Origin of the sequence: secondary endosymbiont of Ctenarytaina eucalypti, assembly GCF_000287335.1 — a bacterium.
Classification (GTDB): Bacteria; Pseudomonadota; Gammaproteobacteria; order Enterobacterales; family Enterobacteriaceae.
In genome coordinates, this window is the sequence record NC_018419.1 from 1 (window position 1) to 24,911 (window position 24,911).

General features: G+C 41.5%; 9 protein-coding genes. 5 read left to right on the plus strand and 4 right to left on the minus strand.

Annotated elements, in window-relative coordinates:
- From dnaA to gyrB, 3 genes are all read left to right on the plus strand, one after another.
- Nucleotides 1-1,401 carry a chromosomal replication initiator protein DnaA gene (gene dnaA / locus A359_RS00010; RefSeq protein WP_014887709.1) on the plus strand — a complete coding sequence of 467 codons (1,401 nt, stop codon included), beginning with the start codon at nucleotides 1-3 and terminating at the stop codon, nucleotides 1,399-1,401.
- Between the two features lie 2 nt (nucleotides 1,402-1,403).
- On the plus strand, nucleotides 1,404-2,504 hold the full coding sequence (dnaN, locus tag A359_RS00015; protein ID WP_014887710.1) for a DNA polymerase III subunit beta: 1,101 nt from the start codon (nucleotides 1,404-1,406) through the stop codon (nucleotides 2,502-2,504).
- 1,117 nt (nucleotides 2,505-3,621) lie between these two features.
- Nucleotides 3,622-6,036 (plus strand): DNA topoisomerase (ATP-hydrolyzing) subunit B, encoded by a 2,415-nt coding sequence (gene gyrB / locus A359_RS00020; protein ID WP_014887711.1) that lies wholly within the window; start codon nucleotides 3,622-3,624, stop codon nucleotides 6,034-6,036.
- Between the two features lie 1,137 nt (nucleotides 6,037-7,173).
- Here the strand turns inward: gyrB and A359_RS00025 are convergent.
- A complete protein-coding gene (locus tag A359_RS00025; RefSeq protein ID WP_014887712.1) occupies nucleotides 7,174-8,037 on the minus strand; it encodes a YicC/YloC family endoribonuclease in 864 nt (287 codons plus the stop codon).
- Between the two features lie 3,023 nt (nucleotides 8,038-11,060).
- On the opposite strand from A359_RS00025, the gene A359_RS04300 reads away from it, so the two are divergent.
- On the plus strand, nucleotides 11,061-11,231 hold the full coding sequence (locus A359_RS04300; protein ID WP_160142705.1) for a hypothetical protein: 171 nt from the start codon (nucleotides 11,061-11,063) through the stop codon (nucleotides 11,229-11,231).
- A 2,536-nt stretch (nucleotides 11,232-13,767) separates the two neighbouring features.
- Here A359_RS04300 and metG read toward each other — a convergent pair.
- Both metG and A359_RS00035 read right to left on the minus strand, forming a co-directional pair.
- Nucleotides 13,768-15,810 (minus strand): methionine--tRNA ligase, encoded by a 2,043-nt coding sequence (gene metG, locus A359_RS00030; protein ID WP_014887714.1) that lies wholly within the window; start codon nucleotides 15,808-15,810, stop codon nucleotides 13,768-13,770.
- Between the two features lie 428 nt (nucleotides 15,811-16,238).
- A complete protein-coding gene (locus A359_RS00035; RefSeq protein ID WP_014887715.1) occupies nucleotides 16,239-16,907 on the minus strand; it encodes a phosphatase PAP2 family protein in 669 nt (222 codons plus the stop codon).
- A gap of 2,686 nt (nucleotides 16,908-19,593) precedes the next feature.
- Between A359_RS00035 and smpB the strand changes: the two genes are divergently transcribed.
- Nucleotides 19,594-20,079: an SsrA-binding protein SmpB gene (gene smpB / locus A359_RS00040; protein WP_014887717.1), complete on the plus strand. Its 486-nt coding sequence runs from the start codon at nucleotides 19,594-19,596 to the stop codon at nucleotides 20,077-20,079.
- 1,744 nt (nucleotides 20,080-21,823) lie between these two features.
- Here the strand turns inward: smpB and smrB are convergent.
- Nucleotides 21,824-22,354, minus strand: coding sequence for an endonuclease SmrB (gene smrB, locus A359_RS00045; protein WP_014887718.1), 531 nt, complete (start codon nucleotides 22,352-22,354; stop codon nucleotides 21,824-21,826).
- Nucleotides 22,355-24,911: the final 2,557 nt, after the last annotated feature.

Sequence of the window (24,911 nt, forward strand, 5' to 3'; positions counted from 1 at the left end):
GTGCCACTTTCGCTTTGGAAGCAATGTGTTACCCGTTTACAAGATGAGTTACCTGCCACAGAATTTAGTATGTGGATACGCCCCTTACAGGCGGAACTAAGTGACAACACTCTGGCACTGTACGCCCCTAATCGCTTCGTGCTGAATTGGGTTCGAGATAAGTATTTGCAAAATATCAACGGGTTGTTGAATGACTTTTGCGGAACCGATGCTCCGTCATTACGCTTTGAGGTGGGTAGCAAGGCGCCGAAAATAGCTTTACTGCAGCCCCCGAGTCATTACATCAGTGAAACAACAACAAAAGAAGCAGCAGCTATTGCTCGTCGTCGATCGATCCGACCTAGCTGGGAGCACGACCTAGTGCAGCCTGAGCTCTCTTATCGCTCCAATCTGAACTCTAAACATAACTTTGAAAATTTCGTTGAAGGTAAGTCGAATCAGCTGGCGCGCGCTGCAGCTCGGCAGGTCGCCGATAATCCAGGGGGCGCCTATAATCCTTTGTTTCTTTATGGTGGTACTGGGTTGGGTAAGACTCATCTGCTGCATGCAGCGGGTAATAACCTTAGGGCACGCAAGGTTAATGCCAAAGTGGTGTATATGCATTCGGAGCGTTTTGTCCAGGACATGGTTAAGGCATTGCAAAATAATACTATTGAAGAATTCAAGCGCTATTACCGATCGGTGGATGCGCTGCTAATCGATGACATTCAGTTTTTTGCCAACAAGGAACGCTCTCAGGAAGAGTTCTTCCATAATTTTAATGCGTTACTAGAAGGCAATCAGCAGATTATTCTGACCTCCGATCGCTATCCAAAGGAGATCTATGGGGTGGAAGACCGGCTGAAATCACGTTTCGGCTGGGGGCTAACAGTGGCGATTGAACCGCCGGAGCTTGAGACTCGCGTAGCGATATTAATAAAAAAAGCCGATGAAAGCGCAATCTTCTTACCGGGTGAAGTCGCTTTTTTTATTGCCAAGCGTTTACGTTCTAATGTGCGCGAGCTTGAAGGAGCGTTGAATCGTGTTATTGCCAACGTCAATTTCACCGGACAGGCGATTACTATTGATTTTGTGCGCGAAGCGCTACGAGATCTTCTGGCACTACAAGAAAAACTAGTGACCATTGATAACATTCAGAAAACTGTAGCGGAATACTACAACATTAAGGTGACTGATTTGCTTTCTAAGCGACGTTCACGCTCGGTCGCTCGCCCCCGGCAGATGGCAATGGCGTTATCAAAAGAATTAACTAATAATAGCCTACCTGAAATTGGCGATGCTTTTGGGGGGCGGGATCATACTACTGTGCTTCATGCCTGCCGAAAAATCGAGCAACTGCGTGAAGAGAGTCACGATATGAAAGAAGATTTCTCTAAATTAATCAGAATATTGTCTTCCTAACTATGAAATTTATTCTTGAACGTGAGCGTCTTCTTAAACCCCTTCAACAGGTGACCAGCCTGTTAGGAGGACGTCCCATGTTACCGATTCTAGCTAACCTCCTGTTGCAGGTAGATAAGGGCTGCTTGCTGCTGACGAGTACCGATTTAGAAATGGAAATGGTCTCACGAGTCGCGCTGCATTCCGCTCATGCATGTGGAACAACCACGGTTCCAGCGCGCAAGTTTTTTGACATTTGCCGCGGTTTACCCGAAGGCGCGGCAATCACTGTGACGTTAGAAGGTGAGCGGATGCTAATCCGCTCGGGGCGAAGTCGCTATTCTCTATCTACGCTAGCCGCCTCCGATTTTCCTAATCTAGATGATTGGGATAGCGAGGTTGAATTTACACTATCGCAGTCAATTTTAAAACGCTTAATTGAATCAACGCAGTTCTCGATGGCACATCAGGACGTACGTTATTACCTTAATGGTATGTTATTTGAGACGAAAGGAGAGGAGCTATGTACAGTCGCTACTGATGGGCACCGTTTGGCGCTATGCGCAATGTCCGTCGGTGAGGCGATGCCATCTCATTCGGTTATTGTGCCAAGAAAAGGCGTGATGGAGCTAGTGCGCATGCTAGATAGCTGCGTAAATCCTGTTACGCTGCAGATCGGGCGGAACAATATTCGCGCGAGTGTCGGGGATTATATTTTTACCTCTAAGCTGGTCGACGGATGCTTTCCTGATTATCGCCGTGTATTGCCTAGTAATCCGGATAAAATTCTTGAGGCGGAATGTGATGTGCTAAAACAAGCCTTTGCTCGAGCTGCGATTCTATCAAATGAAAAGTTTCGGGGCGTTCGTCTTTACCTAAGTACCAATCAGCTGAAAATTAACGCTAATAATCCAGAAGAAGAAGAAGCAGAAGAAATTTTAGACGTCGATTATCAGGGAAGTGAGATAGAAATCGGGTTTAATGTCAGCTATGTACTAGATGTCCTAAACACTCTAAAATGTGAAAAAGTTCAGCTTCTACTGACCGATGGAATGTCTAGCGTGCAAATTGCAGATAGTAACTGCCATGCCGCAGTCTATGTTGTTATGCCTATGCGTCTGTAACTAATCCTCACAGGTACTATTAGTGCATATCTGTTTCATGTGCCTGTTGCTACCTAATGATTACAATAGCATTGTAACAATAGGGCAGCGAAATCTACGCAAAAAGAGTGTCGGGCTAACGGCAGCGATAGCTTGAAAGCACTAGAACTGGATAAACCTAGTACGACTTACGATGATTATTACAGTATTCAGGTGTTTACACTGCTTAGCATGGGCCCTACACACTAGGCACATTAATAGGCTGAGACTGCATCTATTAGAACGGGGTGCTTTGCCAATTTAAGCAACCTAGGAGGATTGCTGAACCAGTGCAATCCTACCTTACATGAGGTCCAAGCAGTATTAGTAGGTGCGCTCTTAGAATGAGGTGCCAATACCCTTCCGTTAAAAACCTCTATGAGCAAATGCGTACCCGACTAAAACGAGGCTATTGCGAGATATCTTAACGTCTTCGTGATGCAATGTTGAAGGAGTCTCTCCTCAGCTTCGGGCGATATGGCGATAAGAAGAAGAGAGTAATATTATTTAGTGGGTAGAAAACTAGTTCGAGTATGAACAGGTCTAACTTTTTATCACATCGGATGCTGATATAGCAGCTTTTGGTATCCGATTTGTAATCGGGTACTGATAAATGAGCGACCTTGAATAACTATATTTTATACCATCATCTTAGTTCACTAACTGAACCCGTACAGGCAATGACATGAAGTTAGGCTTTATGAAAAAGTTGTGAACACAAGAGACAATATGCGTTCTAAGTAAACTTTATAGCAGAAAGCATGATTGGTGATTATTCAAAATATTTTACTTCAGATTGTTGTCCTTTCGCTCATCTACAGTTACTAATGTACAGTCTTGGCCTAGTGCGGGTTACACGTTTTTTAGAATCGAAAGGGTTGTAGGCCTATTGATTGTATATGATCGCCGTGCTACCGAACTCAACAGAAAATGCTATCGCTAATAAGCGTAAGAGCTAAAACCCAGCTACTTCTAGGTTAGATATAGCACGCTTACAGATATATGCTGTGATATGTTCAATGAAAAGAGTAAGGTATTAAAGATAGAAGAGGGTAGAATGAGCTGCTCATCTAAAGTTTAAAATAAGCGAGAAACGTTGATGTCGAATTCTTATAATTCCTCAAGTATCAAAGTGCTCAAAGGATTAGATGCAGTGCGTAAGCGCCCTGGTATGTATATCGGTGATACTGATGATGGTACCGGTCTGCATCATATGGTATTCGAGGTTGTAGACAACGCTATCGACGAAGCTCTTGCCGGTAACTGTAGAGAAATCGTAGTCATGATACACGCGGATAATTCAGTTTCCGTGCAGGATGATGGACGCGGCATTCCGACTGGCATTCACGAAGAAGAGGGTGTGTCCGCTGCTGAAGTCATCATGACATTGTTGCACGCGGGAGGAAAATTTGACGACAGTTCTTATAAGGTATCGGGAGGCCTGCATGGTGTCGGCGTGTCGGTCGTGAACGCCCTTTCAGAAAAACTCGAGCTGATGATAAAACGCGAAGGTAAAGTATATCAACAGACCTATCATGGCGGTGTACCCCAATCTCCGCTAGCAGTAGTGGGTGAAACGGATCAGACTGGAACCACCGTACGGTTTTGGCCGAGCTTTACCACGTTCACCAATAATACCGCATTCCAATACGAAATTTTAGCCAAGCGATTACGTGAACTGTCCTTCCTCAACAACGGGGTATCTATCCGTTTACAGGATAAACGTAATGATAAAGACGATTACTTTCATTACGCAGGTGGTATTAAAGCTTTTGTAGCATATCTAAATAAGAACAAAACCCCTATTCACTCAAACGTGTTCTATTTTTCCACTGAAAAAGACAGTATCAGTGTTGAAGTCGCGCTGCAGTGGAACGATGGGTTTCAGGAAAATATCTATTGCTTTACTAATAATATCCCCCAGCGCGACGGCGGGGCCCATCTAGCCGGTTTTCGTGCTGCTATGACCCGTACGCTCAATTCCTACATGGACAAAGAAGGCTACAAAAAGAAGGCAAAAGTCAACGCTACTGGCGACGATGCCCGAGAGGGGCTTATCGCGGTCGTTTCGGTCAAGGTTCCGGATCCAAAGTTTTCTTCTCAAACCAAGGAGAAGCTTGTTTCCTCCGAGGTTAAGTCTGTTGTGGAATCGCTAATGAGCGAACGCCTAGTGGAATATCTTCTGGAACATCCTAGCGATGCTAAAATTGTGGTAGGTAAAATTATCGACGCCGCTCGTGCACGTGAGGCTGCCCGTAAAGCGCGAGAGATGACCCGCCGAAAGGGGGTAATGGATTTGTCGGGGTTGCCTGGGAAGTTAGCAGACTGCCAGGAGCGCGATCCGGCGCTGTCCGAAATTTACTTAGTTGAAGGAGATTCTGCTGGTGGTTCAGCTAAGCAGGGCCGTAACCGAAAAAATCAGGCAATATTACCTTTAAAAGGCAAGATTCTTAATGTTGAAAAAGCCCGTTTTGATAAGATGTTATCTTCTCAGGAAGTCGCCACACTGATAACTGCCCTCGGCTGCGGCATCGGCCGAGAAGAATACAATTTGGATAAACTACGTTATCATAATATTATTATCATGACTGATGCTGACGTCGATGGTTCACATATTCGTACTTTATTATTAACCTTTTTTTATCGTCAGATGCCGGATATTATTGAGCGCGGTCATGTATTTATCGCCCAACCGCCTCTTTATAAAGTCAAAAAGGGAAAGCGGGAGCAATATATCAAAGATGATGAGGCTATGGATCAGTATCAAATAGCGCTTGCGATAGATGGTTCAGCGCTCTACGCCAATGCTCATGCCCCACTGCTGGTTGGTGAGAAACTAGAGAAGTTAGTCACTGAATATTACGCTGTGCAAAAAATGATTCTACGTATGGAGCGCCGCTTCCCACAGCCACTTCTTAACCACTTAATTTACCAGCCTATGTTGACAGAGGCACATTTGAAGCAGCAGGATCAGATGACAATTTGGATCACAGCGCTAGTGAAAGCTCTGAACGATAACGAGAGAGATGGTAGCAAATATACCTTTAATATGTATAAAAATCACGAGCGTCAGCTGTTCGAGCCTCTGCTCCGGGGGCGAATTCATGGTATCGACACCGATTATCTTCTGGACTACGCTTTTATTCGCGGTAGTGAATATCGAAAATTAGTGACACTTGGCGAAAAAATCCGTGATCTTGTTACGGAAGGTGCTTATATTAAGCGTGGTGAACGTAGTCAGCTAGTCACTAGCTTTTCACAGGCATTAGCATGGCTCATGAAAGAATCTCGCCGCGGCCTGTCGGTGCAGCGTTATAAAGGCTTGGGGGAGATGAATCCCGAACAACTCTGGGAAACAACTATGAACCCGAAGAGCCGTCACATGCTACAGGTCACGGTAAAAGACGCCATCGCTGCCGATCAGCTTTTTACCACGCTGATGGGCGATGCGGTTGAGCCACGCCGCGCGTTTATTGAAGAAAATGCCTTAAAGGCAGCGAATATTGATATTTGATAGTGTCTAAAGATCCATAAAGCCTTCGCCTTATTTTGCTAATTTTTATTGCCTTTGCACTCATAAAGTCTGAGCTTAAACGTAGTAATTGCGATGATGAAATTTATTGCGTTCTTACTTCTTTTTACGTATGCTATACATCATAATTAGATGATTTTACATATCAGTTTTTAACTAGGAAAATCTAGAGATTTTTAATCACTACATTAACAGTAGTAGCCATTAGTTTTAGCATATAGCATTTTCGAGTTTTTTCTTAGTTACTAAGAATGCGTCTACCTTGCTTTATTTAGCCTGCAGTTCTTTCGTAAGCACTTTATATGCTTATATATGTAGTCATTACTCGTCTCATCAGGTGGTCACGAGCGGTGAAGGTCAGGTAGTAATATTCATTTATTGAATAACTTAGAAAATTATACTGTGCTAATATAAAATTTTAGTAGGTAAAGATTGTCATCTCGGCCCACCCTTACTGAATCAGAAGAAAAAGATTTTTTGGCTAAGCCTTGTTGAGTCAGAAAATAGCTTTTTATCCCACCTAAATGAGCGGTAAGTGACATTATTCAAACCCATAATACTATGGGCCTGACTACGCTATTGTCATGATAGTGAGGAAAAGAGAGCACAGCGTCACGCTCTAACTAGCTGAAAAAATGTTTTTTAATTTTTACGTGCTTTGCAACTTTCGGTAAGCGGAAATGAAACGCTGCTCTAAGCACTGCATCGTATGAGATTATCTGCAAAGTAGCATACGTTATTCACATCACTGACTAATAGCGCTATCCGCCTAGCGGCAAACGCCTCAAAATCTTAATTTGATTGAATCTATTCCTATAGAGACTGTAGGGTAGAATCACTGCAGTGATCTAATTGAATCATCACCTAAAAATTTTTTATTTATTCAATATATTTGTTTTTCCTATAAGAAGAGAGGGTACTTTAATGTTATGGATTCTAGAGGGTTATTAGTTTGTGTGCATTAGGTCATGCGAATGGCCATTTTTTCTGACCGCTCTGGAGGTGCGTTTGGCTAAATGGTCAGATTGAAGGCTAGATAAAATTCTGATCGTGTTGTTCGTGAGTATTATATTTTCAATAAAACTACATGCTGCTTGAATACATATGTTGATATGGAGATTATTCGATATTCTGTATCTGCTCACGCATTTGCTCAATAAGTACTTTTAGTTCAATAGCGGATGCCGTCACGTTAGTGTTGATACTTTTCGATGCAAGCGTGTTCGACTCGCGGTTGAATTCTTGCATCATAAAATCTAGCCGGCGGCCTACTGCCTCTTTTTTCGTTAAAAGCTGATAGGTTTCTTGAACATGAGCGTCAAGGCGATCCAGCTCTTCTGCAACGTCTATCCTCTGTGCTAGCATCACAAGTTCCTGCTCAAGACGGTTACTATCTAGCTGCATTTTCGCCTCTTCCAGTTTACGAATCAGCCTATCCCTCTGCCATATCAATACTGCCGGCATTTGCTGACGTACTTTAGCTACCTCGGCGCTGACGCCTGTTAGCCGTTTTTCTATCAATAATTTAAGCACGCTGCCTTCGGTTTCTCGGGCAATAATAAAGTCGTTGAGGGTAACCTCTAGGCCGACGAGCAATTCAGTGCTTATAGTATCTAAGTCCTGATCAGTAGGGGACATGACACCAGGCCAGCGCAGAATAGCTAGTGGATCGATCACGCCTTCTTGGCTATGCGTTTTCACCCACTGCGCAGCGCCCACCAATTGTTTGGCTAGTTTTTCATTGAGGATTAGCGCCTTGCCCGAGACAGGAGTTAAGTCGAAACGGAGAGTGCATTCTATTTTTCCTCGGCTCAGGCGCTTACGGATGCGTTCGCGAATCGCAGACTCAAGACCGTGTAATTGTTCTGGAAGACGTATGTAGGTTTCTAGGTAACGTTGATTAATGGAGCGCAGCTCCCAGACAGCCATGCCCCAAGTGCCCTGAATTTTACGCTGGGCGAAAGCGGTCATACTGCGTATCATAAGTTTACCCGTTTATGAAAAATTTTTGTAATTATAGCCCATAGCTGCAGGTAAGATAGACATTAGATATGGAATATCGTATATTATACTAATAATTAATTATTTTTTATCCTGATCTATCCCTCTCTGTCCCTCCCAAGAAGAGAGAAAAGTAGAGAAAGCAATCTTATTACTGATGACTTGCTCTTTTACGCAAGCACAGCAAGCTTGCTTCGGATAACCTACGGGTTTCATCAATGAGACATTAGGAAATCGCATTCCCTCCCCTGCATGCGGGTTCTACCTAGCGTGACGTAGGCTCGAAAACCCCGAAGACCTTCTTTCGAAAAGCATATAAGTTGCTAGCCCCGCCCATACAACATTAATCATTGGCGATTTAGTAGCGCTAATTAACGCCCTATCGTGCATCTAGAAGAAAAATGGTATTAAAAAAGAGCAACGGGCTAAAAGAATGCATAGCCATGACACCAAGCGGCAGTCTAGCCAACCGAGGCAGTGTGTGATGTGGGTCATGTAGAAGGCTGGGACAGGGAATCTGATATAGATGTGACAATAATGTGAGACAGTTATGTGCCTGCAATGCAGGGGGCCCTGAAAAAATAAGTTTTTAGTCATCCAGAAGCGTATTATATTACTCGACTGATCCCTTGGGGCTATTTATGGCTTCATTTGGGTCTCAAAAGTAGCCATGGTAGGGCACTCATGCATGAGGTTGTTTGTAGTACTAATAGCTACGCGATATGTATTTAGCAAGGAAGCTGTTTGGATATGTTTTACAACAAGAGGAATGCATCGCCATTATTGAGATCAGTCGCGTAATGCATTGATCGCTGGGTTATTCTCGACGATATTAATAACACAGTATGAAAAAAATTAATATTATTTTTTTCCTTGTCCGGACACCGAAAGAGATTGATGTAATCTTTATTCAATATCAAACATTTTAATCTATATTTGTACGCTTTACTTGAAAATACGTGAGCCCTATTTTACTAGTACAGAGCATTAGTAGATCGACACCAAACTAGCGTTGGTTTGACAATACATAGATAGTAGTTCTGGATGTAGGAGGTTGCAGAATCAGATAAAGCCTGTAATGATTTGACTGTTCGCAAAGCGATTTTAACGAGATAAATGACGGCTTATGATTTTACTAAAAGTGTATCACCTCGTTAAGTATTCTCCGCATCTTGCTATCACCATCCTTCTGACCAACACATGATGATGAAGTAGACTCAAAAAAGTATTTATCAGTATTTTAAGCAGAATGATAAACGGTGAAGATAATGAGTATAGTTAGATAATCAACATGCTATGCCGGGTATCATAACACCTTCTCATCGGAAGCGTATCAAGCCTGTCAATCGGGTAATGCCGTTCATAGTAAAGTCTAAATAATATTGATGATCCTGGTAATTAGGGAGTATTAGGCTCTAGCATCCTCTTCATAAAGTAATGCATTTTAGCACGCATTGTTTTTATCCTACCATTACAGCAAGATAATAGATCTTCGATAGCCAAGATCATGCAGCGAAACATCATGAAATATTTTACTCGTGATAACCAGTATTTCCTACTCAGACTGCATGCTAGGATGATTCCCTATGTTCAACAAATTCCCTAGGCTCAAGTAATCATATCTGCTAACAGATATGATGGTCAGCGGCAGAACCTACTGTCTGATTTATTATGTTCCGATGAAACGCTCCTAGGTAGTCATCTAATTCTGCATGAGTATAATACATAGGTGGGGTAAAACTCCAATAACAGTCCTAGCACTGAACTAGAATACGCTGTTAGGAACCCCTAAGATTCTTCGTATTGTATAAGAATAGCGCTTAGTAGCCCCTACCGCGTAATAAACTGTAGTGTGTTCCACTACAGCCCCTGCAGTAGTGATTCTTTTCTGTCATGAGGGAGCCTCAATAGTCTTTTATGTACTTTGGTCACCGCATATGCTTTGATATTCATCTCAGGAGACAATCCCCGCCGTAACAACAACGAAGAGCGGCACGTAAATGCCTATAAAAACTCTTATAGATCGTCAGTATGGGTAATCTGATAAGTTTTTTTGGCGATACAGTCAACTTTGAACTAAGAGAAGAACGCTGTTACTCTAATGTATATTTATGTATTATTATAATAATAGTAATCTTAAAAGATTTTTTTCTAAATGATGCAAGGAGAAAAAGTATAAAGAATAAATTACTTTCAACTCCTCTTTTATTGTAATAATACTGAAAAATAAATCATAGGAAGGATAGAATTTTTTATTCAGAGAGCATCCTATAATATGATTTTCAGGCTCATTTTCAGATACAAAGCGAAGGAAGGTAGTGCACTTACAAAACGGCTTCTTGCAAAATACCAGTAGGTACCGCAAAGATATCAATCCCTTATGGTATTATAGGATGACATACGCTGGTACTAAGGATTTGTGATCCTTGCCGTAGTAAAAGCATGCTACTGCCTCGAATGGCTTGAGCCCTTTCTTAATCAAAATTTAGGCGATCTTTCATGATATGAAACAGTGTTAGCAGTTCCAGATAAACGAGTTCACGATAGGCTGAGAAGTGCACAGCAGTCCCGCTGCCTCAATCATCTGCTGAAGAGTCATGAGTCCGTATAAAACATCAATCTTATATGAGGTTTCTCACTCATCTTGAGACTTTTTTAAAAGTGGAATCAAATATAGATCGGCACACGCTCTCTTGATCAGAGAGACCGATCTATTAAACAGCCTGCGTTCGTTCACACCGGCACTATAGGTAGCAACCCAGCACGAATAAGCAATAGAATGTGAAATAATCTTAAGTTCAAGGAACTCGCCCTAGACTCTGCTAAATGATTGCTTCTGCAGCATCAGCATGAGGGGTTGATCTTGTGGTGTACAGCAAAAGCATTAGCAAGTAGTGGCATGCACAATGACACCGCTTCAAGACTGTTCGTTACATCCAGAAAGTGTGCGTAGCTATCTATCTTCTTCGCCTGTATGAGCAGCGAAAGGATTGAGGTAGATTTTGGTGTACCTTAAATTAACAGAGGAGATTGAACGTGCACTATTGGCTTCGGTATTCAACCAAGCATTTATAGTAAGAAAATCGATTTCAGCAGCGAATTTTCTAAATAAACTACTGTTAGCGCGAGCCGTGACGCTTAACGAACTGGGTTCATTTAGGTTCGACAGTCTCTAATGCTATGGTGGACTAGGTCATGATTCATGTATTCAATCTTTTTGCTATTTGCTATTACTAAGAGTAGTCAGCTATCTAACCTTCTGGTTCTGATGCTGAAGCGATTCCCCCCTCTTACAGTAGTGAGAGGTGGGATCATGCATCCCGGAAAATTAGTAATTACCTGATTGATAAGGTAGAAATTGAAAATAAATGCAGCCCGCTTTTAGGTTTTAACATACACGTGATCGTAATGCTGAGTGGGGGTGATAAGGATATGATGTATAGCCTTGCATTGCATGATGTAGAATGTTGGTTGTAGCGATTGCAGAAACCGGGTGATTTACGGCAGGCATCATGCGATCTCATCGCTCTGACCAGAATTATCACGTCATGTTAGTTGCTACTAGTCTGATCATGGCCTATTTTCTGCTTTGTAAAGCATATTGGCGATGACGGCGCGGTCCTGTCCTAGGGCTATAATAGCCACTGACTATGTTCTAGCAGGATTGTTTTTGGACTGGCAAGTTCACGGTGCATTTGTCGCCATCATCCCCTGTAAACGCTGTTTTGCCTCGAAAAATAGTTGTCACATGAAGGATAGATATGGAGTTTCATTGCTCCGTTGATCCCGGCAGTAGCGCCTATTTGATGGCGCACTGTGATGATGACGCTGGACATCCTGTTATCTAAGGCATTGAGAGGCGGGGTTTGGCAGTGTTCATGCGGACCAGGGAGATGCCACTATACGAGGATGCTTTTCTCAGCACTAAAGAGTAGGGATCTGGTACGTGCTGTTGCTCACAGTGTAAGCTTTATCTCTAGCGAAGGCTCGGCGTTCTCAAGCTTGAAGGAGAGAGTTGCTTCTGGTTTCGTATGTGATTAAAAATGCGCTCGCCATGCTATGGGTTACCGTCAATGCTTCATACATTTTTATACATTAGAAGACATAGGCTAAAAATACGACGCTCTGCGCATTGCCTGCATTTTTTGCATGGGCTGTGAATCTTGTTTTGAAAGCATCCATGAGCATAATGAAAAGTAAAGCTCCCTCACGTGTATGACATCGAAATTGACCGCCTCTTCGAGAGCCTGAGTTTTTTGATCATGCAACATGCAGAGAGGTCGTAGGTAAACGCACTGTCAACGCCAATGCATTTAAAGATCTTCAAGCACGATGTAGAATGAGAGCTTCACATTTAACTGCAGCAAGATATTTTTGGATCAGCGTCAGCATTCTACCTAGATGGTGATGCTACTGCTATTGTAAGAAATAAAATTTTGTTCATGGCGCCTCTAATAACACAGTGTTGAATTTCTTTACTATTTTAGGCATTGTATGTTGTGTTTAATATTTTAAACATTAGAGTTCTTAATACGTCATATGCCAGTAGAGGTACTTTTCCTTTCTGAAAATAATGTTCGGAATGTTCCTAGTATCGGACGAGGCTAATCGTTTTCATGATCGCTATTGTTTCATCTATCTCTCATGTACAGTCACCCAGGTTTAGATAATTTACTAGTGCAATTTTAATCCCTGAATACAGACGTGTTGCGGTCAGTGAGAACCGATGGAGTTATTGGTGGGTGTTTTCACATATCATTACATCCGCTAAGATGCTCTTTTTTAATTGCGTAGCTAGGTGAGCCGTATAATATTGTTGAATTTTTCATGCGACGCTGGGGGGCATAATCGGCGGTTTTTTCTTCTTCAAAATAGCATTATGGTTAAAATATATACCGTAAGCGTGGGTAGCTTCGGTATCTCTAATGATTCGATAATCTTTTTACCATATCCCTCCAGAAGGATCAATGCAGAAGTGGTGTTGTGTTATTCAATAAATCACATAAAGCATGCATGTATCGTGTTGTTTATTAGGTTAGTTCGGGAGAGATTATTCGATATTTTTCATTTTTCCGGATCTTGCTTCATTTTTTCGACTAATCAGTTTTCGGAAAATTCTTATATACGACTAATAGTTTTTTCAGACCATGTTGAAGTGTTGATGCTGACATTCACTGTTTTTCTATCTATGATAATCACATCATATTTCGCTCATCTGAGCGTTAGCCTTATAAGGCTAACGCTCAGATGAGCGAATCCCTAATTTTTCAACTAAAATCTAAACATGTACACCCTCTTCAGCACCGTAGTTATATATGTCTCAGAAGACAGGTGATTGGTTAGGAGGCTCAAGGGATTGTTATTCTGTTTATGCATTAAGGGTTCTCTTTTTTAGTTGGATTGTTAGCGAATTATATTGCTTAATGGGTCCATGATACATGCGTTAGTTAGTGACTATAAATCTCTTCTTTGCTGTCAAAAAAATTATTGAAATTCATGTCATACGCAGATCTGTTTTTGAGTAAAAATTGTATAGAAACAACTATTACATACCATGACGATTTTTCGATAAACGGAAAAGCAGCTGGGAAGGAGTAAAAGTTTCGAACAAAAACGCAAGAGGATTCGTCGTCTAACCAATCTGTGATTTAGAAAAAGAAGAATCCCGAGAGAGAGTAAACATGACTCCCGAGCCGAAAATGTAAGAAGGAATTACTTAACCGGCATGCCTGGGAGCGCACCAGAATCTGGGTTAAGTAGAAAAATGTCTTTTCCTCCGAGGCCAGCAGCCATTATCATGCCCTCTGATATGCCAAAGCGCATCTTACGCGGAGCTAGATTAGCTACTATTATCGTCAGACGACCTTCCAGCACCTTAGGGTCTGGATAGGCGTCCCGGATTCCGGAGAAGACCTGGCAATCTGAATGGCCTAAGTTTAGCATGAGCTTCAGCAGCTTATCTGAACCTTGCACGTGCTCAGCGGACTTAATAAGCGCTACGCGGATGTCTATTTTGGCAAAATCATTAAGCTCAATGATGTCGGCAATTGGGGGCACAGGTTGAGACGACTCTTTCGGTGCGGTTGCTGGCGCCACCATCCCCGTCACTTTTCGGCGCGATGCCTCCATAACCGCTTCTACCTGAGCCAGTTCGATCCGGCTGAATAGCGTTTTAAAGGGGCTGATGCGATGCGATACTAGCGGTGTTGAAAGGGCCGACCAAGTGAGGGGTAAGTCAAGAAAAGCTTCTGCCCGGGCCGCGAGCGATGGTAGAACCGGTTTTAAATAGGTCATCAGGACTCGGAAAAGCTGCAATCCCATCGAACAGATGGCTTGCAGATCTTCCTCACGGTGCCTCTGTTTAGCCACCGCCCAGGGTGCTTGTTCATGGATGTAGCAATTAGCTAAATCTGCCAGGGACATGATTTCGCGAATAGCGCAGCTCATGTCGCGCCTGCTGAATGCTGCGCCGATTGATGTCGAGGCATTAACGAAGGTTGCAAGCAGTGCAGGATTGGCCACAGTAGCAGCTAGCTGGCTGTCAAAACGTTTATTAATAAAGCTGGCGTTACGTGCGGCCAGGTTAACTACTTTATTTACAATATCGGCGTTTACTCGTTGAAAAAAATCTTTTAGATTTAGGTCTATATCATCAATGCGAGACGACATTTTAGAAGCATAGTAATAACGGAGGCACTCCGGATCCAGGTGCTTCAGATAGGTGCTGGCCTTGATCAGAGTGCCGCGAGATTTGGACATCTTGGCGCCGTTGATAGTGAGATGACCGTGAACAAACAAATTAGTCGGTTTTCGTAACTGACTGCCCTCCAGTATTGCCGGCCAGAAAAGGCCATGAAAGTAGACAATGTCCTTACCTATAAAATGGTAAAGATCAGCTTCGGAATTAATGCTCCAGAAATCGTCAAAGCAAAGGTTGCTACGCTTTTGGCAGAGATTTTTAAAAGCGCTAATATAGCCGATAGGCGCATCCAGCCAGACATAAAAATATTTTCCCGGAACATCCGGGATCTCAAAACCAAAATATGGCGCGTCTCGGGAAATATTCCACTGCTGTAGCCCTGATTCGAACCATTCCTGTATCTTATTGGCTACCTGCTCTTGCAGCGCGCCAGAGTGTATCCATGTGAGCAGCATTTTACTAAAAACGGGTAAATCGAAGAACAGGTGTTCTGATTCCCGCATGACTGGCGTAGCGCAGGACACTGCCGATTTTGGATTAATGAGATCCAGTGAGTCGTAGGTGGCGCCGCATACCTCGCAGTTATCGCCGTACTGATCGGGTGAATGACATTTTGGACAGCTTCCTTTCACTAAACGGTCGGGAAGAAACATGGCCTTTTCAGGATCAAAAAGTTGGGAAATGGTCCGTGACTTGATGTAACCATTTTCCTTTAGGCGCTGATAAACTAGCGTCGATAATTGCCGATGTTCCTCGCTGTGAGTAGAATAGTAGTTGTCATAACTGATGCCAAAGCCTGCAAAATCTATCCGATGCTTCAGATGCATATTATTAATCATCTCTTCCGGTTCAATACCCAATTGTTGCGCTTTAAGCATAATTGGTGTGCCGTGTGTGTCATCCGCACAGATAAAATAAACCTGCTGTCCACGCATTCTCTGATACCGGACCCAGATATCCGCCTGTATATGCTCAAGCATATGGCCAAGATGAATGGAACCGTTAGCATAAGGTAATGCGCAAGTTACTAATATTTTTTTGGTTACTTCAGTCATTTTAGGAGTTGGCTTTCTTTAAATGTGATGATAGGATACTTCATAGTAACCGATAGTTATCCTTCACGTAAACAAGCGTTATCTACTCCAGCCACTATCGACCTCGTTCTACTTCTGATACGGAGCTTTTTTATTCTTCGGTTAATATATACTGCATTCTCTAAACGGCACCGAAAAGAGTCAGGATAAAACCTTTTAGCCAATTTCTGCTATATGATTAGCCTACGTAAGGATCCGGAAGGTATCGGATCTACGATAGTAAGGCGTCAAAAGCGTATTAGTCAAAATCATTCTCGAGTTAAATAAAGAAGTATAGGGTAGGCAGCCTCTCTTCGTCTACTGGATTATCAGGGAACATCTGAAGGGGTAGCATCAAGTCTGTATGATAAATTTTTTTCGCAGGCAGGAGCTGATTGTTTTCTAGAATATTACGCTCCTGATCTTACGTCTGGAATTATACCTCGCTCTAATCTTATGGCTCTGAAATGCAAATCATTTCGGGTATAGACTTTTTTTACAGGTGCTACGTTGAGGGCTATCTTCTCCAGCAGATTCTGGGTCGGCGCTTTTTTACCCTGCACTACCAGAAGCAGTGATAAAATAAGAATTACCGCGATCTGGCTGTTAGTTAGAGAACAGAGAGAAGCATTCTGGGCATGCTGCATCAGTAAGAACCGAGTGCTCATCACGTAACCCAATGCCAATCCGGATAGGATTTCAGACGCGGAGTGCGCCTGAATAATCACCCTTGAAAGACCAATAATCATCGCTAGAAGATAACCGATTACCACCATTGAGATGCGGGGAATGGGACGTGCACGCCTAAAGAGGATCCAGAGTATAATTGGCCAGATACTAGCCGATAGAGCTGAATGCCCGCTGAATCCTGTAAAATCATAAGTACTGCTACCGATCCCCCAGCCCATAAAAGCTAACTTAGAGACGACAACAGTAGCGCCAGTGAGGCTAAACAGCATCAGCCATTGCCAACAGGACTGGCGGGTATCCGCTTTCAGAAGTAGCATGACCATGATTACGCCCGCGCAAGGTAGTAACAGCATGCTATCGCCAAAAAAAGTAACCCAGTGCCAACTCATGCGTTCCCTCAGAAGGTAAGGCCGGCTAACCGCCAAAGCCATTATGGTCAACTGTGTCCATATAAAAATAGCAGCCCTACTGTGTAATATAGTATTAAACTGAACGCTGCCAATGCAGGCCAAATGGTAAAAACATCACTCGAGTTCCCGCGACCGCTTAATAATGCTATGTGTCGTTGCTACGTGTACTATATTGATTGGTAGGTACATCACAGCGTCACGGCCGAGGAATTCTGATTCTATCATGTTCTCAGTTTATATGAATGAGACATCTTACGGGCGCGCTATTCGTAGCTTTTTTAGAATGCTACCTCAGAAAACAGGCTGAGAAGCAGTACTCTTTATCGAGAAGATTTATACACGCACATCAGTGATCATCACATCTAGTATGGTTCTCGAAGACATCTATGACTGTTGTCTGATGAGATCTAACTACATGCTTGTCATTTTTCGCGCTCAAGAGGGTTTCTCAGTCGAATAAAGAAAATGGAGTTATTCAAAACGATCATAGGATCGAGGTGCTTAAGGCAGGTTGTAGGGAGTAAGAGACCGTTTAGCCTTATGTAAGAGCTACCCTTTATCCTTGAATCCTTCAGATTCAGCTCAGTAAATTTTTTATTTTAGAAGCAATGCTCTTCTTTTCCGATGCACTGTGATGCTAGGCGTTGCCCGTACCATTTTTATGGACATCTTCTTAAATTTTTGTCCAATATATCTTATGGATAAGCAATGTCAATCAACCGGGATGTGAGAGAGACTTCATGATGGAGTGGTATTAGCAGAATTTTCTCGATATTTTTACAATTTATCATTTTTTCGAAAAGATATATGAATAGCCTTGGCGCGCTCAGAAGCAAGAACTAGATTGTCATGGCAATTTTAAAATTGAAGTTCGGTTAGGGTTTCTAAATAACTTCTATGCAATATTTTCAATTTTACCAGTTTTTTGGCGTAAAATATAGCATGTGTAATGATACATGCATTACAGAATGTTCGTATCATGTCATTATAAATAATGCTTATAAAAAGAGTACATTGAAAGTAAGTTTTTTAAATTCATCTTGCAAACAATCAAGCGTATGATAATCAGACGGTTTGTTGATTTTAGCTAGATTTTTTGAATACATTAGCATTTTCATCAGTCAGTCCTTTGACAAGACTTTTTGTTTAATGCGAAAATTGATACGGAACATCCTTAAGATGATCTTATCAGAGTGGATATCTTTTTTTATTATTGAGGTTATTTCAACTACCTGTACATTATTTTATGGTGACATAGACGCAGAGGGCCTCTAGACGTGTTTTAACCGGACCCTATACGTTTTGGGCAGTAGTCATGGTTCACGTTTCTTCCATTATTCTTCTGATGTCTCAGAAAATAATTTATAAATAATAGATTGCCTTAATTATCTGAGGGGGCTGGTTCATTATCTAATCTCCTCGTCCCCGTGGGGGTGGTGTCTTTATTTTCTTCTCCAGGAGCGTTAACTAGAATCAAGAGAGATGATGCTGCCGGGATCGTGAACAGACTGATCTCTTCACCGTACACGTCTGACGAGAGATGTTATAAGCAAAAAAACCCTGAGATTAACAGCCTGTTTTATTAAAACTTCATAGAAGCACAACATATCTGTTCCATGCTATAACAGACTCAAAGTAACAGAGAACACTTTTAGTGTGCAGCAGACGACTTTTAGACTACATTGACATAGCTACTACCATGGTCCTGATAATGAAAAGAGTTTTTTGTCGGTCTATAAGAGCTTGACAGGATTCATGTTGAATCAATTGATGAACCTATAATGCTGCCTCTAAGAGCAGTTAGAATGTTGATTTCTTGGCATGTTAGAAAAGAAATTGAATATTCGCATACATCAGTCAGCATGCAATATTGTTCTCTAGTTTTCACGGATCAATACGTTACATGATGACATCTCATGCTCTTTTGCTATAAAAAGTTAATAGGTAATTTTTTATCTCGAAGCGCGGTTTTCTTATGAGTTCTTAAGTCAGACGTGTACGGTGAAGAGATCAATCCGATCACCACCCCGATAGAATGAAAATTTTTTACTCAAGCCAATGTTTTTCAGGAGGCATATAAAGACGCCGCTCCTTCTTTGGAAGGGTGTCTAAGCGTAAAAATACTCTTAAATAATGTAGGTAAATACACTTTTATAACGCAGAATCTGAGCGACAGTAAAGATTCTTGGAGAAAAATGGGCATGTCTATCGCAGTAAGACGTCAAGTCTCCGGGTGAAATACGGTCTAAAGGCTTTCTAAGTTTAGGTGCATACAATGTGATCCGCAGGCATCCGGAGCGATTTTTTGGGTAGAAAAGATTCTAGGCCGGATAGAGTTTCTCGGAATGTCTTAAAGCATCTGCATCGCTTAACAATAGTCCGCTCATTGTCTTGCTCGTCATAAATTTTAGTTTATTTAACAAGCAATATGATTGCTAGCAATGGCTTGGACTCAATCGTATTGAGTAAGGCGGGAATGTATTACTTTAGAGAAAGCTTTATCTCATAACAAGAGAGTATCAGAAGGGTGCTAAAGAGAGCGGCATAAGCACCTTATTCAGCAAAGAACTTTCTTTTAGTTAACAGTGAGGCACTATAGAACTTTGCTTTAGTCTGGTCTATACGAAAGCTTGCCTTGCCCGGCCTACCGTGTATCATACTCAGCATGAATAAAAAGAAAAAAGACAAGATATCCATTTCAGCTATTATTGTGCACAATAAACGTGCCCGAAATGAATACTTTATTACAGAGGAGTTCCAGGCAGGCCTTTCTCTCCAGGGGTGGGAAGTGAAAGCATTACGTGCTGGCAAGGCCAGCATTGGCGATAGCTATGTACTGCTTAAGGATGGCGAGGCCTATCTTTTCGGTGCTACTTTTCAGCCAGTGACAGTGGGGTCTTCCTATATAGTCTGTGCTCCTATGCGAGCTCGTAAGCTGTTGTTAAATAAGCGCGAAATTGAGTCATTGACCAGATTCGTGCATCGTGAAGGTTATACGATTATCGCTCTTTCGCTCTATTGGAAAAACGCTTGGATAAAATTAAAAATCGGCGTAGCAAAGGGTAAGAAACAGCATGATAAGCGTAAATATATTAAGAAGCGTATATGGGAGCTCGACAAGGCGCGGATTCTTAAGCGCGCTAGCCGATAATTTTAGCATTATCTCTATATTTTGCAACAATCATTTTTATTCTATCATGCAGAACGTTATATTCGTGCAGAACCGATATAATTGAGCTGTTCCATGATATGGATGCTAGCAGGTATCATCCGCCTAAGTTCTGTTCCTGTCGCTCTCGCCTGACTTACCCCAAGGTGGGAGAATGATCTAGAATCAAACGATTATTTGAAATTCTTGTGAACTATAAAACATGACTATTAGAGGCACTGCGTGAGCAGTGATAAATAGGTGGGTAAGGTGAGAGCGAGATAGAAACAGCACTTAGGCGGATGATTCTCGCAGAACAATCGCTGTCTGAACAGAGTAACAATAAGCGATGCTGTCAGCTCAATCATCGGAAATGTTCGTGTTTTCAACAAGGCTCTCTTCTGATAGTAGAAGTTCATCATCAGCACGATCGTGACATAGATCAGTGCCGCTTACGCTACATACTCTTTATTGTTCGTGTGTCATGATGCTTTAGAAATGTTTGCGCCCCTCACATCACCATTTCCGCTCTGTATAATCAAAAATACTGCATGTGGGTAATGTCACCGCATTTTGAGGTTTATGTACTATAATAGATACCGCCCTTTTCTCGCTGCTTAAGAACGGAATAGCTGGTCATCGTAGTTGCACGTTCTATACGTCAAAACTTGAGTTAAGGAGACTCTTTGCCGACGTCAGAGAAACGCGCAACACTTTTTTATGATCAGCACTGTTATAACGGACTGCTTTAATGAGAGAACTGATTCGGCCAAGCTGTTCAAACGACGGTTGCGCCGTTTATTCGGTAGACTAATTGATTATGTTAAATATTCGCTTTTCATAGAGATTCTTGATCTATATGAATGTAGAGATTTTGACTAATGATTGCATTTTTTTTAAAAAAAGATTACAGATGCAGTACTGCAAGTGGTATGTCACATGATCATGGTACACTACTATATCGATAGTACTATAAAAAATTGATTACATTCAAAAATGTATAGTGTTTAAATACCAGAATTATATTACATTAATCTCTCTTCTTCAAAAACTATTGAAGAAAATAGTCTCTATTTTAAGAGTTGAAATTAAAAATTACTATCTACTTTACTGACAACAATCCATTAAGAAGCGAGGTTCTCTGGCAAGTTAAACAGATGACCGTTGAGCTATTTCTGAATGAATAGAGAAAACGGTTCTTGGACGGCCTGTCCCATCGTTGTTCTACTGAGACCCTATCCAGAAGTACAGCGCAGATGCAATACTTTAGATAAACTACTTTGATGCTGTAGGTGTAGTGATCTGATTTCGCTGCGAAGCGTAGCCTAATATTAGGCAGAGCAAGAGCATGAGCGCACTCATCCCCGTGGGGACCGAGTGCGCTCATGTGGAGGTTGAAGGGATATAAAAAGGCTATTTTGTGAACTTAATCACTTCTATTGAATCATTTGAGTCTGTTTTGTATATGCTATACAGATAGCTGAGACTGTAGCAATGGTGAAAGTATTTAATGGCATTGTAGTTTTGTTGATTCTTAAAAATAGATAGATTGCCTAACAAGGCCCGCGCTGGGTGCCGTTGTCATAAGTACTTGTTGATTGCGGTATCTATTACACACCTCATGTCTAGCTCACAAAATTATTTCAGATAGACTAAAAAATTTTGTTTTTAAATTCTTACAGAATAACGGAGTAAAGAAGATGCGACCGCATTAACATTTATGCTTTTATCAAAGATGCGAGGTTAATCAAGACACTAACTCCACTAGAATCAAAAGCGCAGCACAGCCGCCAAATTCTTTTGGTGCCTGATGAAAGCCCTTAACATCAGGATGTTGCGCTAACCAAAGGGGTGTCTTCTGCTTCAAAATATGTTTTCCGTGTCCGTGCATAACGCCGGCACAATATACACGTGCACGTTGGCAGGCGACTATCAGAGCGCCTAATGCCTGTTTTGCCGCGGTTTGTCGCAGTCCATGTAAGTCTAAAAAAAGCTCCGGCGTATAGTCACCGCGACGTAGTTTTTTGACTTCATAGGGGTTTACATCCGGTCGGATATAACTCGGGGGGCTCTCCTCTTGCAGCAAAGGTTGGAATTCATCAGAAAAGTAGAAGGTAGTGGTTACCTGATCCTGGATCAATGGTCGAGATAGACTAGCGCTGCTGGCATGCTGCCGTTTGGAGAGTCTCACCCGATTCTTCATCAAAGGCTGAGCACCACTCACCGCCTGCCTAAATAGCAGTCGGTCATCCTCCGACAGTATGAATTTTTTTTTCATTTTTTCTCTTCGCCTGATTTTTTGATATCAGTTTACTCTTTTTTTAAGGTTGATATTGAACAATCTAGAACCGTTGATTTCTTACTGAAACGGAGCGAGTGCTGTTCTGTCTCTCGCCTCATAGTAGGCGAGGATGTATTGAATTAATAGAATTTTTAGGGTATTATTATTTTTGTTAATTACATTAATTGCAATAAATAACTTCTATAAATAAGTAAGCGCTTTAAAGTAATAAGTGATCTACTTACATCTCTTCTTTAAAGCACTTTAACGCTCTGACAGCATGAATGCATGAAAAAGATATTGCTGCATTGATAGAGAGCATAGTTATATATAGCTATAACACCATTGCTTACTTATAAACGAGATAGGTAAAGAGCATCATTCTGATAATAATTTTGAATAAATAGATGTCATGAATGCTATTCAGAGCGCTAATTGATGACTGAAAGGTCAAGTCAGTTTAATACTCTTCCTTCATAACGCATGAGAAAAGTAATAAATATACCGTACGTTATACAGGCTTTCTGCGCCTCCTTTCCAAAGGAAAGGCTCTTTTTAATTCAATAGATCTCGCGCAAGATCAGTGCTGCTTTTTAAGGAACCAGCATCGTTATTTTCATTGTTTATTCTGTTTATTCTGTTTACTGTTAGATGAATCGTGGGTTATGCTTTACTTCATGTGTCTCAAGTCTCTACCTCGGAACTTTTCAATGCTCTGTAACAAAAAATTTAAGGAAATTTTTGTTAGTCACCGTATGAGTGCTATCGCTGGATGTTGAGAGCTATAGACCTATACTCGCTAGTTTTCTCACTTGCTAAGAAAAGAGTGCTTAGGAAATCTTCCTAGACACTCTATGCATTTAAAACTGAAAATCATGTACTCTTGTGATGATCTCAGCGAAGGACTAAAGAGGGAATGCTATCATTGGCGCCCGTAGCAGTAATAACCCTGTCTAGGCAGCACAATAATAGCTGATGCATCTACTTATACTGTCGGAGAGCTTTGCTGTCTGAGGGTTTTTCAGGAGATTACTTGGTGATTATAAACGTTGATGTTACCCAGAGCGAGAAGTGTTTTAAAAAAAAGACACCTAGATAACTTAATGGCTATTTTAAACTTGTTTGTATTTAACAAATCCCGTTCAATTATGAATTGAAGCATAATAAGAAAGCGCACTCAATAAGAAAAAATGTTCTAAGAACATCACAGAATGATGCAATATTGTTTACGCTAATCTCTTCATGCATTAGATGTGCGCATGCACATCTAAGTGTCTCGCGTATAACAGCATGTATTTTAAAAACTAGACAAGAAATCTCATGATAGAGTCTTATTCTATCTCATCATTTACGACGAATGATAAGATGTTCAGTGCATCATCAACACTTACCACATTCCTAGGCTGAGTGTGCCTGATATGACTTAAAATGTTACATTAATGATTTCTATATTATTTATCTAGAAAACTCCTAAAGAGAGGAATGCACTACTGAATATTGTTTTTTCTAGTGTTTTAAAATGATTTTGTTTGAGTTGATTAAGTATAGATAACAATTGACACTCATGAACTAGAAATAGGTGTGTATGTCATTTCTTGAGTACGTGCTAAAGTTGTAGTGCAATAATGATTGATAAGTCGAACTTGGCATCAGATGGTCGGACTGTTCACTAAAATGAAAAGTTATTGCGGTGATGAGTAATTATGAGCAAAATTTTGTTAAAGATGATCTTGCTATCATGATCACCGTCAGCAAGGAAGACGCTTCTGTCAGTATCCTGTTTAACTACTGAGCGATCATCTCTCTTTGTGGCATGCGCCCTGTCTTCGAAGAAATACCTGATGTAGGTAGCATACGTTCATTCACATCCAGGGTTATAGATAATACTCGGTAAAACCTCTCTCGATTATTTTAAAAGAGGCGCGCTTCTGGAGACGCAGATCTCATGAAGAGAGCGTTGAATGATCTCGTAATCCTTTTTATTATGCTTTAACGATTAAGGTTTAGCGGATTGAGATTCTTCCTGTAGCTTAGCGCTTCAGAGGTCTGTAACTCTCTTGTTTTCTAAGAGTCAGCATGGCCATTGCAGTACTTAGAATAAGAAAAAGAATTTATGCTGTTCTGAATAGAAGAGCATAGTAAGTCTGCCTTATAACGGCTACAACAGTCAGAAAATAGAGCAGAGCTGTGAGATGTGCAAAGCCAATCGGCGTAGAAAACAGAACTAGAATCAGCAACAGCGCAAGGCGGCTTCCTGGTATGGTGAAGGTCATCCTACTGCAGGGCCGTGGCAATGCAGCCTCTGTAGTAATAGGTGAAAAATTTAAAACAGCATATTATTCATTTGAGGGTAATGCAGACATCAGAAAATAAATATTGCTCAGCAAGTTGTGCATGCCTCATGATTTGGCGTTTTCACAGCCGAAGAAGTGTACACATGACCACATCGCGCTACACGAGTTCTTTGTCGTATTCCAATACTTCAAAGCGAGGTGGTGGCATATCTAGTGCATGCATTGCAGATTAAAGCAAGGGCGACGCGGGTCTGGAGTGT

Bases quoted from the DNA above. Each gene is read 5' to 3' on its own strand.
- dnaN (WP_014887710.1), top strand. From the start codon at position 1,404: ATGAAATTTATTCTTGAACGTGAGCGTCTTCTTAAACCCCTTCAACAG.
- smpB (WP_014887717.1), top strand. From the start codon at position 19,594: ATGAATAAAAAGAAAAAAGACAAGATATCCATTTCAGCTATTATTGTG.
- A359_RS00025 (WP_014887712.1), bottom strand. From the start codon at position 8,037: ATGATACGCAGTATGACCGCTTTCGCCCAGCGTAAAATTCAGGGCACT.
- metG (WP_014887714.1), bottom strand. From the start codon at position 15,810: ATGACTGAAGTAACCAAAAAAATATTAGTAACTTGCGCATTACCTTAT.
- gyrB (WP_014887711.1), top strand. From the start codon at position 3,622: ATGTCGAATTCTTATAATTCCTCAAGTATCAAAGTGCTCAAAGGATTA.
- A359_RS00035 (WP_014887715.1), bottom strand. From the start codon at position 16,907: ATGAGTTGGCACTGGGTTACTTTTTTTGGCGATAGCATGCTGTTACTA.
- smrB (WP_014887718.1), bottom strand. From the start codon at position 22,354: ATGAAAAAAAAATTCATACTGTCGGAGGATGACCGACTGCTATTTAGG.